Source organism: Nitratireductor sp. GZWM139 (assembly GCF_030068685.1).
GTDB lineage: Bacteria > Pseudomonadota > Alphaproteobacteria > Rhizobiales > Rhizobiaceae > Nitratireductor > Nitratireductor aquimarinus.
The window spans coordinates 60,867-74,757 of sequence record NZ_JAMQML010000006.1 but is presented as its reverse complement, the minus strand read 5'-3'; the positions used below and the strand labels follow the sequence as shown (position 1 = coordinate 74,757).

15 protein-coding genes are annotated in these 13,891 nt (G+C 61.6%); 3 read left to right on the top strand and 12 right to left on the bottom strand.

The window, feature by feature from the left end; translation table 11 throughout:
• Nucleotides 1-142: 142 nt before the first annotated feature.
• Entirely contained in the window at nt 143-1,012 is an 870-nt protein-coding gene (locus NDI72_RS09030; RefSeq protein WP_283800272.1) for a C40 family peptidase, read from the bottom strand.
• Nucleotides 1,009-1,359 (bottom strand): MarR family winged helix-turn-helix transcriptional regulator, encoded by a 351-nt coding sequence (locus NDI72_RS09025; RefSeq protein ID WP_206544778.1) that lies wholly within the window; start codon nt 1,357-1,359, stop codon nt 1,009-1,011. The genes NDI72_RS09030 and NDI72_RS09025 overlap by 4 nt, the downstream gene beginning before the upstream one ends.
• A 16-nt stretch (nt 1,360-1,375) precedes the next feature.
• Between NDI72_RS09025 and NDI72_RS09020 the strand changes: the two genes are divergently transcribed.
• Entirely contained in the window at nt 1,376-1,522 is a 147-nt protein-coding gene (locus NDI72_RS09020) for a hypothetical protein (protein ID WP_283800271.1), read from the top strand.
• On the opposite strand, the gene NDI72_RS09015 is transcribed toward NDI72_RS09020, so the two are convergent.
• Nucleotides 1,510-2,883: a leucyl aminopeptidase family protein gene (locus tag NDI72_RS09015; protein ID WP_283800270.1), complete on the bottom strand. Its 1,374-nt coding sequence runs from the start codon at nt 2,881-2,883 to the stop codon at nt 1,510-1,512. The two genes, NDI72_RS09020 and NDI72_RS09015, sit on opposite strands and share 13 nt — an antisense overlap.
• 121 nt (nt 2,884-3,004) lie before the next feature.
• Here NDI72_RS09015 and NDI72_RS09010 point away from each other — a divergent pair, with 121 nt between their 5' ends.
• On the top strand, nt 3,005-3,829 hold the full coding sequence (locus NDI72_RS09010; RefSeq protein ID WP_206544382.1) for a tetratricopeptide repeat protein: 825 nt from the start codon (nt 3,005-3,007) through the stop codon (nt 3,827-3,829).
• A 75-nt stretch (nt 3,830-3,904) separates the two neighbouring features.
• On the opposite strand, the gene NDI72_RS09005 is transcribed toward NDI72_RS09010, so the two are convergent.
• The 9 genes from NDI72_RS09005 to NDI72_RS08965 all read right to left on the bottom strand — a co-directional run bounded on the left by NDI72_RS09005 (nt 3,905) and on the right by NDI72_RS08965 (nt 13,007).
• Complete coding sequence (locus NDI72_RS09005) at nt 3,905-4,894, bottom strand: type II secretion system F family protein (protein ID WP_206544381.1); 990 nt, start codon at nt 4,892-4,894, stop codon at nt 3,905-3,907.
• 3 nt (nt 4,895-4,897) lie between these two features.
• Nucleotides 4,898-5,911, bottom strand: coding sequence for a type II secretion system F family protein (locus tag NDI72_RS09000; RefSeq protein WP_283800268.1), 1,014 nt, complete (start codon nt 5,909-5,911; stop codon nt 4,898-4,900).
• A gap of 43 nt (nt 5,912-5,954) precedes the next feature.
• Nucleotides 5,955-7,379: a TadA family conjugal transfer-associated ATPase gene (locus tag NDI72_RS08995; protein WP_222474219.1), complete on the bottom strand. Its 1,425-nt coding sequence runs from the start codon at nt 7,377-7,379 to the stop codon at nt 5,955-5,957.
• A gap of 106 nt (nt 7,380-7,485) precedes the next feature.
• The gene (locus tag NDI72_RS08990) at nt 7,486-8,763 is read right to left on the bottom strand and encodes a CpaE/TadZ family protein (RefSeq protein WP_283800267.1); all 1,278 of its coding nucleotides are present in this window, start codon (nt 8,761-8,763) and stop codon (nt 7,486-7,488) included.
• Nucleotides 8,764-8,783: 20 nt separating this feature from the next.
• The gene (locus NDI72_RS08985; RefSeq protein WP_283800266.1) at nt 8,784-9,527 is read right to left on the bottom strand and encodes a CpaD family pilus assembly protein; all 744 of its coding nucleotides are present in this window, start codon (nt 9,525-9,527) and stop codon (nt 8,784-8,786) included.
• 14 nt (nt 9,528-9,541) lie between these two features.
• Nucleotides 9,542-10,999 (bottom strand): type II and III secretion system protein family protein, encoded by a 1,458-nt coding sequence (locus NDI72_RS08980; protein ID WP_283800389.1) that lies wholly within the window; start codon nt 10,997-10,999, stop codon nt 9,542-9,544.
• A gap of 134 nt (nt 11,000-11,133) precedes the next feature.
• Complete coding sequence (gene cpaB, locus NDI72_RS08975; protein WP_283800265.1) at nt 11,134-11,949, bottom strand: Flp pilus assembly protein CpaB; 816 nt, start codon at nt 11,947-11,949, stop codon at nt 11,134-11,136.
• 201 nt (nt 11,950-12,150) lie between these two features.
• The gene (locus NDI72_RS08970; RefSeq protein ID WP_113153843.1) at nt 12,151-12,672 is read right to left on the bottom strand and encodes an A24 family peptidase; all 522 of its coding nucleotides are present in this window, start codon (nt 12,670-12,672) and stop codon (nt 12,151-12,153) included.
• A 155-nt stretch (nt 12,673-12,827) separates the two neighbouring features.
• Complete coding sequence (locus NDI72_RS08965) at nt 12,828-13,007, bottom strand: Flp family type IVb pilin (protein WP_113156126.1); 180 nt, start codon at nt 13,005-13,007, stop codon at nt 12,828-12,830.
• A 353-nt stretch (nt 13,008-13,360) separates the two neighbouring features.
• On the opposite strand from NDI72_RS08965, the gene NDI72_RS08960 reads away from it, so the two are divergent.
• Complete coding sequence (locus NDI72_RS08960; RefSeq protein ID WP_222474203.1) at nt 13,361-13,774, top strand: pilus assembly protein N-terminal domain-containing protein; 414 nt, start codon at nt 13,361-13,363, stop codon at nt 13,772-13,774.
• Nucleotides 13,775-13,891: the final 117 nt, after the last annotated feature.

Sequence of the window (13,891 nt, the reverse complement as noted above, 5' to 3'; positions counted from 1 at the left end):
GCCAGGTTCGGCGAACCACACAACACGGCGAGATTTTCATGCGCCGCGTCAGCCCCTCATCCCCCTGCCGGGACCTTCTCCCCGCGCGCGGGGAGAAGGAAGCCGTCATCCGGCCAGAGCGCTTCTGCTTTTCCTGGAGTTGCTAGTCCTCTGAGACGCCCGGCCGGCGGTAATGCGTCGGCCGGCCATACAGCCGCTCGATCCGCTCAATGGCGTCTTTCAGCGGTTCACGCGCGACGGTCATGGTGTTGCCATTGGCGTGCAGCATCATCTCGTGATCCAGCATGATCGCCACATGCCCTTTCCAGAACACAAGATCGCCGCGCCGAAGGCCATTCTCGCCGGGCTCGATCAGAATGCCGATGCTCTCGGCCTGCATGTCGGTATCGCGCAGCACCGTCCGCCCGGTCATGCGCATGGATGTCTGCACCAGCCCCGAACAGTCAATGCCGAAGCCGCTCGTGCCACCCCAGAGATAGGGCGTGTGCAGGAAGCTCTCCGCGACCGAGACGTAATCGTCCTGATGATCGTCGATCGCCCGCAGATGGCCCGCGAACATCGCCCCGCCCGTGGAAAGGACCGCATAGCGCGTGCCGCGGTTTTCGACCATCCCGGCAACTTTCACTCCCGCGCCAAGGCTATGGGCGGCGACAGCCGGTTTTTTCAGTTCCGGCTCGGGATAGACGAAACTGCGCTGCGCGGTCACGCGGTGCGTGGGCGCTGCCGCATCCGTGGCGAGCGACGTGGCGTCCACATAGCCCACATAGCCGTCATGATCGGCCTGCACCCAGGCCCAGCCTTCAAGCTGCTCGAAAACACGCACCGTGTCTCCGTAGAGGAACTGGGTGTCGATGCCGGCATCGGCATGCGGTGCGCTGTGCACGTCGATGACAGGCGCGCTGACACGCGCAGGCGTGCCGGCGGTGAAGCGCTCCGCTTCCACCGTGCCCTCAAGGCGGGCATCGGCAAGGTCCGCCCGGTGGGCGTGAAGGCGGCGGTCGAGTGTCGTCATAGGGGTAGCTCCGCAGCTTTGGCCACCACCACATCGCCGAACCGCTCCACGAACAGCGCGCCCTCGACGGTGCGCTTGATCAGGACATTGCGGCGGTCGCTCGGGTCGCGGTGGCGTGAAACGAGTTTCAGTGCGCCCATCGTATCGAGGGCGCGGGTAATGACCGGTTTCGAGACATCCAGTTTTTCGGCCAGCCCCCGCACGGTGTGCGGCGGTGGGTCCAGATAGATCGTCAGCAGGATCGCAAGCTGGCGCTCGGTGAGGTCGGGCTCCTTGCCCTGCACCTCGGTGAGGCTGACCTGCTGCCACAGACGCAGCGCCTGGCTTGGCCTCAGCTGAACGGACATATCAGGACCTGCCTTCATGACGGCTTCCGGGCCGGCCACCGGGCCGGCGCGCTTTCGCGATGAAACAAAACCGTTTCGGTTCCGTTTCATTCATGCCGTGAAAGGCGCGCCGAGGCAAGCGCTCCATGCGCTCGCCCCGCTGAACCTGACCTACCTGCCGTAACGGTCTGCCAGAACGCGTTCGATGGCGCGAATGCCCTGCGCCTCGCCGCCGATGGCCGAATAGGGCTTGTCGGACGGGTTCCAGCCGTAAATGTCGAAATGCGCCCAGCTCTTCGCCTTCTCCACGAAGCGCCCCAAAAACAGGCCGGCAATGGGCGAGCCCGCAAAACCGTCGAGCGAGACATTGTTCATGTCTGCGATTTTGGAATCGAGACGCGGCATGTAGGGCTTCCACAGCGGCATGCGCCAGAGCGGATCAGACACCGCTTCGGAGGCTTCGGCCAGCGCACCGGCCAGCACCTCGTCATCGGTGTAGAACGGCGGCACATCCGGCCCGAGCGCCACGCGCGCGGCGCCCGTCAGCGTTGCCATGTCGATCAGGAGTTCCGGCTCTTCCTCATCGGCCAGCGTCAGCGCATCGGCCAGCACCAGCCGGCCCTCGGCATCGGTGTTGCCGACTTCGATGGTGAGGCCCTTGCGGCTCGTCAGCACATCACCGGGGCGAAAGGCATTGCCCGCCACGGCGTTTTCCACCGCCGGGATGAGCACGCGCAGGCGGATGTCGAGTTTCGACGCCATGATCATCGAGGCGAGCCCCAGAACATTGGCCGCGCCGCCCATGTCCTTCTTCATGAGCAGCATGCCGGCGGCGGGCTTGAGGTCGAGACCACCCGTATCAAAGCAGACGCCCTTGCCAACGAGCGTGACCTTCGGCGCATCGTCCCGCCCCCAGCGCATGTCGAGCAGGCGCGGCGCAGCTTCGGCAGCGCGGCCAACCGCATGGATCATCGGCAGGTTTTCCTTGAGGAGATCGTCGCCGGCGATGACGGTCATCGCCGCACCGTGCTGGTCGGCCAGCGTGCGCATTGCCGCTTCCAGCGCGTCTGGGTCCATGTCGCCTGCCGGCGTGTTGATCAGATCGCGCGCGAGGAAGCTGCCGTCGGCAAGACGCTGGACGCGCTCGGCGTCCACGCCTTCCGGCAGCGCGAAACGAAGCGCGTTGCGCGGCTTCTTGCCATAGCGCGTGAAGGTGTAGGAGCCGAGCATCAGGCCAAGTGCCGCGAGCTCGGGCTCGGCCGGCTTGCCCGCGAAATGCCAGTCGCCTTCCGGCAGGTGACGCGCCAGCGCACCGGCAGCAAGCGGGTTTGCGGCGTCAAGCTTGCCAAGGCCGAAGAACGCGCCGGCCAGCGCGCCATTCTCACCCGGGATCGACAAAACCTTGCCCGCAGCGCCCGTGAAACCGTTCGATCTGGCCCAGGCGATTGCCGCTTTGGGCGCGCCGGACCTGTCGAGGCCATCCGTCTCAACCGCATAGACCGGCAGCGATGTAGCCTCTTTCGAACTCAGGAGCGTGACGGGCATTTCTTGTCTCCACGTTTACGTTTCATGAAGCGTTTTAACGCTCCGTTAGGGTTAACAGAATATTGCTCTCTGATGAGAGTTGGCCGGAGGGCGGCCGAAGCCAATCGGAGGGCGCGCGCAGATGTTTACCGAACAGCGCACGAATGCAACCGCAAACAGGATAACCATGACGGCCCTGGCGCTCGTTATGGCAACGGCGATCGCCGGCTGCGCCAGCAAGGACCGGATGACAACCGGGTCTGTCAGCCGAAGCACGCCAGGTGCTGCGACCAATGTGGCCAGCATGACCGAACCGCAGTTGCGCAGCGCCGCAGACTCGCTGGGCCGCGCCTACACCAAGAACACCAAGGACAAAGCGACCGCCCTGCGCTACGCATCGGTTCTGCAAATGACCGGCCGCGCCGATCAGTCGCTTGCCGTGATGCGCAAGCTCGCCATCGACCATCCGCAGGATCGCCAGGTGCTGGCAGCCTATGGCAAGGCGCTGGCTGCCGCCGGCGAATTACAGCCGGCGCTCGACGCCGTGCGCCGCGCCCAGACGCCGGAATATCCGGACTGGCGTCTCCAGTCTGCCGAGGGTGCGATTCTCGACCAGCTCGGCCAGAAGGACGCCGCACGCGCCCTCTACACCCGGGCGCTTAACCTGCAGCCGAATGAGCCGTCCATCCTTTCCAATATGGGCATGTCCTATCTCTTGGAAGGCAATCTCAAATCCGCCGAGCACTACATGCGTCAGGCGGCGCAGAGCCCCGGCGCAGACAGCCGCGTGCGCCAGAATCTGGCGCTGGTGGTCGGCCTTCAGGGCCGGTTCGGCGAGGCCGAGCAGCTTGCCCGGCAGGAGCTTTCGCCCGATCAGGCAGAGGCCAATGTGGCCTATCTGCGCGCCATGCTTTCGCAGCAGAATGCCTGGAGTCAGCTTTCCGACAAGAAGAAAAAGCGCAACTGACCCAGCCGCGCACCGCACACGAAAAAAGGCCGCTTGATGCGGCCTTTATTTTTGAGCGCTTTGAAGGCAGGCACCCTAGAACAGCCCCTGCTGTTTGATCTGGATGCCTGCGGGTCCGAGAATGACGGCGAACAGCACGGGGATGAAGAAGAGGATCATCGGCACGGTGAGCTTCGGCGGCAGCGCAGCCGCTTTCTTCTCCGCCTCGTTCATGCGCATTTCGCGGCTCTCATCCGCCAGAACCCGGAGCGCATGGCTGACGGGCGTACCGTAGCGCTCCGCCTGGATCAGGGCCTGTGTGACGCTCTTAACGGTTTCGAGCCCGGTGCGCGCGGCGAAATTCTCATAGGCCTGCCGGCGCTCCTGCAGGAACGACAGTTCGGCAGTGGTGAGCACCAGCTCCTCGGCCAGCGCGACCGACTGCGCGCCGATCTCGTCCGAGACCCTGCGGAACGCAGCCTCGGTGGACATGCCAGACTCAACGCAGATCAGCATCAGGTCCAGCGCGTCGGGCCATGCGAGCTGGATCGACTTTTTGCGCTTAGTCGCCAGATTGCTGACATAGAGCACGGGTGCATAGAAGCCGGCATAGGCGGCGATGAGGCAGACGAACAGTTTCACGAAGAAGGGCTGTTCCGGAAGCGCTCCCATGCCGAAAACGTAGATGCCTGCCAGCGCCAGCGTGGCGAAAGGCAGCGTAGCACGGAAAAACAGGAACTTGGTAAGCGGGTTCTGTCCGCGGAAACCGGCCGTGCGAAGCTTGGCCATGGTTGTCTCGTCGGCAAGCGCGCGGCGCAGATCGAGCTTGTCGACGATGGCCCGCATGCCCACGGACTGCTTTTCGCGCAGGCCCCGGCGGCGCTGGTCTGCTTCAGCCGCGAGACGGGCGCGCTGGCGGGCGCGCAGTTCCTCGCGCTCCAGCGCCACATTCTTCATGCGCGATTTGAGCGGGTCCCCGCCAAAGGCAGGCAAAAGGGTGAACACGGTCGCAAAAACCGCGACCGCGACCAGTATCGCGATCAGGAAGCTTGGATCGATAATACTTCCAATGGCGTCTGCGGGCATTGCCTAAACCTCGAAGTTGATCATGTTCCGCATCACGATAATGCCGATTGTCATCCAGAGCCCCGAGAAGCCGAGGATCAGGTGGCCGGTGCTCGTCGTGAAGAGCGGGGTGATGTAGGTCGGGCTTGTGAGATAGACCAGGAACGCAACGACAAACGGCAGGGCGCCGATGATCACTGCGGATGCCTTGGCTTCCATGGAAAGCGCCTGCACCTTTGCTTTCATCTTCTTTCGATTGCGCAACACCCGCGAAAGGTTGGCCAGCGCTTCGGAAAGATTGCCGCCCGCCTGAGCCTGAATCTGGATCACGATGCCGAAGAAATTCGCTTCAGGGCAGGGCATGGTTTCCCCCATGCGCAGGCAGGCTTCAGGGGTTGAGATGCCCATCTGCTGGGCCTCAACGATGCGCCGGAACTCCGTGCGGACCGGCTCCTGCGATTCACTGGCGATCAGGCGAATGCCGTCATTGATGGGCAGACCGGATTTGACCGCACGCACGATCACATCGAGCGCGTTCGGGAACTCGTTGAGGAAGGCTTTCACGCGGCTGCGCCGCTTGAAGGCAACGAACCAGCGCGGAAACCCGAGCACGCCCACGATCAGAATGCCGGGCAGGACCAGAAGCGGCACGCCGAGGATGAAGGCAATGAGCGTGAGAACCACGCCACTGACGCCCGAAACGACATGAAAGCGCTCCGGCGTGATCTCCATGCCGGCCTGTTTCAGCTGCATTTTCAGCGGCGGCTTGCGAACCTTGCTGTCGCGCTTCTTTTGCCGGTCGTCGAGTTCCTTGAGCGAATCTTGAATGGATTTGCGCCGCTTCGCCACTTCGGCGACGCGATCCCGCGATGCCTTTATCGCGGACTGGTCGGTCCGCGCCTTCTTGACCGTTTCAAGCCGGCGGTCGACCTTCTTTTCGCTGGCGATGTTGTTGAACATCAGCGCATAGGCCACCGCCCCGGCGCTGCAACCGGCCAGCAGAATGAAGGCGATCATGGTTATGTCCAGGCCGAACATCGCCTACCCCCTGTCGCCTGAGAAATCGGAAGCTGCGGTCATGTCAGCCAGTCTTCCTTTCCATGCCCTCCAGCGCCGTCGCGAGGCGCTGCTCCTCACCGTAATAGCGGGCGCGATCCCAGAAATGCGGGCGGGCGATGCCGGTCGAGACATGATCGCCGATGATCTTGCCGTTCGCGTCCTCGCCCTTCATGTCGTAGAGCATCAGGTCCTGCGTGATGATCACATCGCCTTCCATGCCGATGACCTCGGTGATGTGCGTGATACGGCGCGAACCATCGCGCAGGCGGCTCGCCTGAATGATCACGTCCACCGAACCGACGACGATCTCGCGCACGGTGCGCTGCGGCAGCGTGAAACCGCCCATGGCGACCATGGATTCGATACGGTTCAAACACTCGCGTGGATTGTTGGCGTGAATGGTTCCCATGGAACCGTCGTGACCGGTGTTCATTGCCTGCAAAAGGTCGAACACCTCCGATCCGCGCACCTCGCCGACGATGATGCGTTCGGGACGCATGCGCAGACAGTTGCGCACCAGGTCACGCATCGTCACCTCGCCCTCGCCTTCCAGATTTGGCGGGCGGGTTTCAAGCCGGACCACATGCGGCTGCTGGAGCTGAAGCTCTGCGGAGTCCTCACAGGTGATGATGCGCTCATCGGCGTCGATGAAATTCGTCAGGCAGTTGAGCAGCGTCGTCTTGCCCGAACCCGTGCCGCCTGAGATCAGGATGTTGCAGCGGACGCGGCCAATGATCTTGAGGAGTTCGGCGCCTTCCGGCGAAATCGCGCCGAAACGGACCAGCTGATCGAGCGTCAGCTTGTCCTTCTTGAACTTGCGGATGGTGAGCGATGCGCCATCAATGGCCAGCGGCGGCGCGATGACATTGACACGCGAACCGTCCGGCAGACGCGCGTCACAGATCGGGCTCGACTCATCCACACGGCGGCCGACCTGGCTCACAATGCGCTGACAGATGTTGAGAAGCTGCTGGTTGTCGCGGAAGCGCACGCCGGTCTGCTCGACCTTGCCGTTCACTTCGATGTACACGCTCTCCGCGCCATTCACCATGATGTCGGCGATGTCGTCGCGGGCGAGAAGCGGTTCCAGCGGGCCGTAACCGAGTACATCGTTACAGATATCCTCAAGCAGTTCTTCCTGCTCGGAAATCGACATCGCGAAATTCTTGATCGCAATGATGTCGTTGACGATGTCGCGGATTTCCTCACGCGCACTGTCCGGATCGAGATTGGCGAGCTGCGAGAGGTCAATGGTCTCGATCAGCGCCGAGAAAACCTGGCTCTTCGTGTCGTAATAGGCTTCGCTGCGCGTGCGTGTCGACGAGGCCGGCTTTGCCGATGAAGGTTTCTCGGTCCGGGCAGGCTCCTGACGCGGCCTGGCCGTGGCGGCGGATGGCGGAAGATCGGGTTTGGAGGCCCGTGGTGCTTCCGGGCGCTCCGGCGTCATGACAGCCGCATCACCCGAAACGGGTTTCGGGATCTCAATATGCGGCGTTGCAGAATGCGGGACGCCGGCCCCTCTCTTTCCGAACATCTGACGCTACCAATCCGTATCAGCTTTTGCGTTTCAGCCGTTCCAGAATGCTGGACAGGCCGCTCTTTTTCTGCGGCTTCACCTCGCGACGGCCGGTCAGCACATGGGCCAGCTCGTTGATCGTTTCCACGATCGGGCTCTTGGCATCCATCTCGCCGAGCATGCGCCCGTTATTGGCCGCATTGCCGAACAGCTGCGGCTCGAACATGATCGTCGCCGCCGGCGTCACGCCGAGCGGTTCGGCGAAATCTTCCAGCGAGATTTCCGGACGTTTGGGGATGCCCGCCTGATTGAGCAGCAGCACCGGCGGCTTGTCGTTCGGCCGCAACTGCTTCAGCGTGTCGATCAGGTTTTTCGTGTTGCGCAGATTGGCCAGATCCGGCGTCGCCGTGATGACCACCGCATCGGCCTGCGCAAGCGTCGTTCTCGTCCAGCCATTCCAGACGTGAGGCACATCCAGGATCAGAACCGGCGCGGTGCGCTGCGTGGTGTCGATGATCTGGGCAAATGCCTCCGGGTCGAAATCATAGACCCGGTCGAGTGTCGAGGGTGCTGCCAGAAGCGAGAGACGCTCGGCGCACTGCGACAGAAGGCGGTCGAGATAGACCTCGTCGATCCGTTCTGGCGAGAACACGGCTTCGGCGATGCCCTGCGGCGGGTCCTGATCGAAATTGATGTTGGCCGTGCCGAAAGGCAGATCCAGGTCGGCCACCACAACCTCGTTCTCGAACAGGTTGGAAATGGCCCAGGCCACATTGTGCGCGATGGTGGACGAGCCGACGCCGCCCTTGGCTCCCACAAACGCAATGGAATGCCCGAGAGGCTCGGCAGTCGGATCGACAAAGATATTGGCGATGACGCTCACAATGTCGGCCATCGAGATCGGCGCGACCACATATTCCGAGATGCCGGCGCGCATCAGCTCACGATAGAGCCACACATCATTGTAGTGCCCGACAATGATGACCTTGGTGCTCGGGTCGCAGACTTCGGCAAGCTGCTCCAGCGAGGCGAGCATTTCGCGCGGCTCGGCGGAAGATTCCACGATCACCAGGTTCGGCGTTGCCGCCGTCTGGTAGAACTCCACCGCAGTCGCAACGCCCCCCATGTGGACCTTGAGGTGTGTTTTCGCCATGCGGCGATCCTCACCGGCCCGTTCGATCGGATTGGACACGCTCTCGGTGTCGCAAAACGCCTGGATCGAGATCCTGGGGATCGGGCGAAGGGACTGCAGATTGGGATCGGGCGCATTCGCAGTGAATGCCTCGTGATCCGTTTCATAGGCCAGATTGCTCATTTTATGCCTCTTGCCCCCGCCTAGTACTGGACTTCTCGGTTGCCGCGGAATTCCTTGGAAACCTTGCCGGCTTCGTAACTGCTTTCCGAACCACGATACTTGTCGATCACTCCCATCCGGTTTTCCGCATCGATGGGCGTCTGCTGACGCGGACCGAGGAAATCGTTGGGATTAGCCACCTGCGCGGCGAGATTGTTCTGATAGGAACAGCCGAAATTCGCGTAATGCTTGTTATCCGTGGTGTCGAGAATGTCTTCTGGCCACCGGCCACACTGGTTGGTGGAAGCCCTGATCGCGGGATAGGACACGCGGATCGGCGGCGCAGTATCTGCCGATGGCGCCCGGTAGGAAACGACCGCAATGTTCTCGGGCGGCACGCCATGCTTCTGCAGCTGCCGCGTAATCTGGGAAGCGATGTTGGACGCCCCGCGCTCATTGACGGAGCCGGTCGGAACCAGCACCGTGACCGTGCCGCCGGACCGCCGGTCATAACCGCTCATGAAGCCGGCGAGCGTGCCGGCCTGACCACGCGTCATGCTTTTGGCCGAGATAGCGACCGGCAAATCGATCTTCTGATCCTTCTCGGAGATCACGGTCGGGTGGTTGGTGCGGTAGTCATCCGGAATGGAGCCCACAATCACCGAGTCCCGCTTCGCGGCACAGCCAGCCAGCAGGGCGGCAGCGCCGATGAGGAGGACAGCACCGGTCGTTTTAAGCCGTGCGGTATTTCCAGTCTCATGTTTCATCATGACCACCCCCGACATGGCCTTCTCCCCGCTCACTTGTAGATGTAGCCGACAACGCCGTGATAGCGGCCATTGGGCAGATCGGTTTTCATGGTTCCGTAGACGCGGTTGACCCGCCCCAGGAACATGCCCGCGCCATCGCTGGCCGGCGTGAAATTGTCATCCGGCTTGGCAAGCGCGGTGCGCGCCGTGGGCTTCGACAGATAAGGCGTGACGATGATCACCAGTTCGGTCTCGTTGCGCACGAAGTCGCGGCTGCGGAACAGTGCGCCAAGCACCGGCACTTTTGAGAGGCCTGGCACACCGGTGAACGCCTGACGCACATCGTCCTGCACCAGGCCGGCAATCATCATCGAACCGCCCGACGGTAACTCGACAGTGGTGTCGGCCAGTCGCTTGCGGATGGAAATGATGTTTGTTCCCCTTGACCGGATGCCCTGAGAAAGCGCAACCGAGCCCTGTGTGGTGGGTTCGGAAACCTGTGTCCTGATTTTCAGGCTGATCCGGCCGGCAGAGAGAACCGTCGGCAGGAACTCAAGGCCGATACCGTATTCGACTTTCTGAATGTCATACGTCGTCTGGCCCGTCTTGTTCTCGTCGGAAACGGCAGAGTCCACACCTGTGACAAGGTTGAACTCACCGCCGACGCGGAACGTCGCCTTCTCGCCGGACACGGCGGTCAGCGCTGGTTCAGCCAGAGTCTTCATGACACCTGCCTGTTCCATCGCATTGACATAAGCGTCAATCAGCGAACCGCCGACAGAGAAGCCACTGTGCGACAGCGACTTGCCGAGACCGGCGAAATTGTCACTGATCGCTCCCCAGGTGATGCCGTCGACATTGCCCGAGCCAATCATGTTCACGCCGAGCTGCTTCATGACGGAGCGGCTGACCTCGGCAACTGTCACCTTGAGCGTGACCTGGTCCTCGCCGATGATCTGCAGCATGTTGACGATGCGGCTTTGCTGACGCTGTTTGTCCGGGTTGTTGATGGCAACACCGCCGCCATCGGTCGGAGCGGCAGCGCTTTGCGAGTACTGACCCGTGGTCGCTTCACCGCCGGTCACGAAGATCTGCGCCAGCTGTGCGGCGCGCGATGCATCGAGTGGCGTCTCGACCGTTCCGGTCAGCACCACATTGTCGTTGATGAGTTCGACATCGATGTCGGAGTTCGGGATGAAGCGTTTCAGATAGTCTTCCAGACCCGCGACATCGCGCTCGACCGCAACGTCGAGGCTGGCGATCTGCTCGCCATTCGCTCCGAAGACGAAGATGTTCGTTTCGCCCACCTGTTTGCCGAACAGATAGATCCGGCGCGCGGTACGCGTGACGGCGTCTGCAACGGCTGGATTGGCGACGAGAATGTCATAGGCGTCGCTTGGCAGGTCCAGCACCAGCGACTTGTTGAGACCGAGCTGTATGCGCTGTGTGGCGCTGCTGGCCCTCGCCTTGACCGTGTTCTGAGCCGCATATGTCTCGCTCGCGGGCATGGCGATCTGCAGGGAAAGCGCTGCTGCGCAGCCCAGAAGAACACGTGCGGTCAGTCGTGATTTTGTGCCCATAATCCGCCCCGTTTTTTTAACGCCCGTATTTTTCACGGAAGTTCCCCTGCTGGCGCGCCTGATCATTTACGGGTCCCCACTTCGGTCACTTCACCCGACTTGATAAGGCGGACACTGTTGCCACGGCCCCGACCGGACACGAGGTAAGCGCCGCTGGCGTCCGCCTCTTCGCCGGTGTCGGTAATTGCCCTCAGCGAAAGCGTAAGGCGGTCGGCCATCTGCTGCGCCACGGTGATGATTTCGGCCTGCTCCGGCGTGAGCTCCAGCGTGGCGGTCTCACCGACCTTCACGCGGCGGCCTTCCTCATTTTCCTGAATGGTCTGGTCGATGGCGAGGATCTTGATGTTCTTGAGGATGGTCTCGGTGATGAAGCCATTGGCCGAATCTTTGTCCTCGGCCCTTCGGGTCATGATGACGTCAACGAAATCATTGGGCAGAATGAAGCCACCGGCCGACGTGTCGGCTGCGATCTGCGTGGCGACGGCGCGCTTTCCCGATGGCAGAATCGCCGACATGAAGCTCATGCCCTCGCCGATCAGCTTGGAACGCCGCAACGGCTCGCCCGTATAGAGGTTCACGCGGGCGATGGAGTTGCGCAGTTCCTCCAGAGCCTCGGGGCTCTGGTCGCGCACGATCATGTTGGCGTTGATGTTTTCTCTGGGCCAGGCCTGCCAGTTCAGCCCGCTGCCCAGTTCCGAGCCCATGGGAACGTCCTGGCCGATGACCAGCACATCGACGAGATCGACCGTCGGTTCCGGCACGCTGGCCTGCACGGCCGGCTGCTGCGGTTGCGGCGCAGTCAGGTTTTTGGCCACATATCCGGCGCCGAGAGCAGCCAGTACGGCCACACCCAAAATGACGATCCGGGATTTGCTCATGACTTCCGCCCCTCGTGCTCGGACTTACCTTGCGTGAAGCGGACAATGGGCTTCCAATCGTCAAATTATGGTTAACGTGAAGCTTACAGACGTTATTAATTTAGTGTTGACCGGTCGTCGGATGCCGCTTCGCTCCCCAAAAAAATACCCCGGTGAAACACCAGGGTATCTGCATATCCGTCAAAGCCGTGAGGCGAAGGACTAACCGCCTGCCAGTCGGGCAACGGCCCATTGCATGATCGGTGTTTCCGGATAGGAGACCAGCCCCGCAATCCCGAGCGCGATGCCATAGGGAATGCCGGCCTTGCCATTGGCCAGATGCTGCAGAAGCGCATTGCCTCCGGCAAAATGGGCCAGGGGCGAATTCCTGAAATAGACAAGCGCCAGCGTCAGGACGCCGCCGAAGATCGCCGCGAAGACAAGATACTGGACGAGCGCCACACTCAGCCCAAACCATACGGCGGTGGCCGCCAGCAGCTTCGCATCCCCGCCCCCCATGCCGCCAACCGCGAACAGAACGAATGTGACGCTCAGCACCAGCGCACCAGCGGCCATGTGAAGACCGATCTGCGACCAGTCCATGCCGGTGAAAGGCGCGATGACGGCAAAGGCCGCCAGAAGGATCAGCGAAACACGATTGGCGATGGTCATGGAGAGAATGTCCGAGACCGCCGCAAACACCATGCAGAATGGAAATATGACGAAAATTGCCGCTTCAAGCATATGACCTTGCCCCGATTTTTGAGCATTCTGCGCGAGCGGGCTTAAGACTTGGTGAAATGCGCGAAAGCGCCCTGTGGCGTGGCTCCGGAAACAAAAAAACCGCCTCCCTTGCGAGAGGCGGTTTCGTTTGGGAGACTATCCCCCGAAAGCGTGGCTTAGTTGACCGTCGCAGCGTCGAGCTTACCGCCGACTTTGCCAAAGATACCCGAGATGCTCGTGCCAAGTTCGCCTGCAGCCGTGATGATGCCCACAGCGATCAGAGCGGCAAGCAGACCGTATTCGATTGCGGTTGCGCCGGACTCGTCCTTCAGGAAACGTGCAAACAGATTAGCCATTTTGTAAAACTCCTCTTCCGCGTTTTTGTTCAGCAAGACCGTCAACGTTTTTTCGTGTGTTGATCGGATGTGCAGAACATACGAAGGAGCTCTTTCAACCAGCTTAAGAAACAGCCCTACCAAAACCTTGCCGCCCCAAAGCGCCCTCAATGGTTAACAGTTGCATAATCACACATACGCAACCCTGGGCCGTTTTGTGACATTATATATATACCCGCACCGGACGGCCTTCTGCGACCGGTTCTGCAACCACGGGGCGGCGCACTTAACCCTTGGTTCACCAATATGGTTCATGGTCTCTTCAGCTTGACTTGGGGAGCAGGGCGATGCGCCACGCATTTTCGAAATCCGGAATGGCCTTGAAATCGGTCGCACTGCTTGCGGGACTGGTCGCGATGCCAGCCACAACCCTCGCAGACACATCCTCAATCGAAGTGGTGATGAACCAGGCGAAGATCGTGAAGCTGGCCCGGCCTGCCGACACGATCGTCATCGGCAACCCGGAAATTGCGGACGCCGCCGTGCAGGACGCCACCACGATCGTTCTCACCGGCAAGGGCTTCGGCGTGACCAACCTCGTCGTGCTCGACATTGACGGGCAACCCGTCGTTGACGAGCAGGTGGTGGTCAGCCGGCAGACCGTGGATTCGGTTCGCATCTATCGCCGCGCCAATGTGCAGACGCTGTCCTGCACGCCCTATTGCGAGAGCGCCTACAAGACCGAGGCCGAACGCCTTTCCGAAGCCGAGCTGAACTCCAGCCAGTAGCACCTCCCCGCTTTTCGAAAAGCGGCAGGCGCATGGTTTACAAAACCTGAAACCTTGCGCTTCAATTCGACTGGTCGTCAAAACCGGAATGCAACCTGAACGCGCTAATGTTCGTCC

Bases quoted from the DNA above. Each gene is read 5' to 3' on its own strand.
- NDI72_RS08965 (WP_113156126.1), bottom strand. From the start codon at position 13,007: ATGGCTAATCTGTTTGCACGTTTCCTGAAGGACGAGTCCGGCGCAACC.
- NDI72_RS08990 (WP_283800267.1), bottom strand. From the start codon at position 8,763: ATGAGCAATCTGGCCTATGAAACGGATCACGAGGCATTCACTGCGAAT.
- NDI72_RS09005 (WP_206544381.1), bottom strand. From the start codon at position 4,894: ATGCCCGCAGACGCCATTGGAAGTATTATCGATCCAAGCTTCCTGATC.
- NDI72_RS08960 (WP_222474203.1), top strand. From the start codon at position 13,361: ATGGCCTTGAAATCGGTCGCACTGCTTGCGGGACTGGTCGCGATGCCA.
- cpaB (WP_283800265.1), bottom strand. From the start codon at position 11,949: ATGAGCAAATCCCGGATCGTCATTTTGGGTGTGGCCGTACTGGCTGCT.
- NDI72_RS09025 (WP_206544778.1), bottom strand. From the start codon at position 1,359: ATGTCCGTTCAGCTGAGGCCAAGCCAGGCGCTGCGTCTGTGGCAGCAG.
- NDI72_RS09015 (WP_283800270.1), bottom strand. From the start codon at position 2,883: ATGCCCGTCACGCTCCTGAGTTCGAAAGAGGCTACATCGCTGCCGGTC.
- NDI72_RS08995 (WP_222474219.1), bottom strand. From the start codon at position 7,379: ATGACGCCGGAGCGCCCGGAAGCACCACGGGCCTCCAAACCCGATCTT.
- NDI72_RS09010 (WP_206544382.1), top strand. From the start codon at position 3,005: ATGTTTACCGAACAGCGCACGAATGCAACCGCAAACAGGATAACCATG.
- NDI72_RS09030 (WP_283800272.1), bottom strand. From the start codon at position 1,012: ATGACGACACTCGACCGCCGCCTTCACGCCCACCGGGCGGACCTTGCC.
- NDI72_RS08970 (WP_113153843.1), bottom strand. From the start codon at position 12,672: ATGCTTGAAGCGGCAATTTTCGTCATATTTCCATTCTGCATGGTGTTT.
- NDI72_RS09000 (WP_283800268.1), bottom strand. From the start codon at position 5,911: ATGTTCGGCCTGGACATAACCATGATCGCCTTCATTCTGCTGGCCGGT.
- NDI72_RS08985 (WP_283800266.1), bottom strand. From the start codon at position 9,527: ATGTCGGGGGTGGTCATGATGAAACATGAGACTGGAAATACCGCACGG.
- NDI72_RS08980 (WP_283800389.1), bottom strand. From the start codon at position 10,999: ATGCCCGCGAGCGAGACATATGCGGCTCAGAACACGGTCAAGGCGAGG.
- NDI72_RS09020 (WP_283800271.1), top strand. From the start codon at position 1,376: ATGACGGCTTCCGGGCCGGCCACCGGGCCGGCGCGCTTTCGCGATGAA.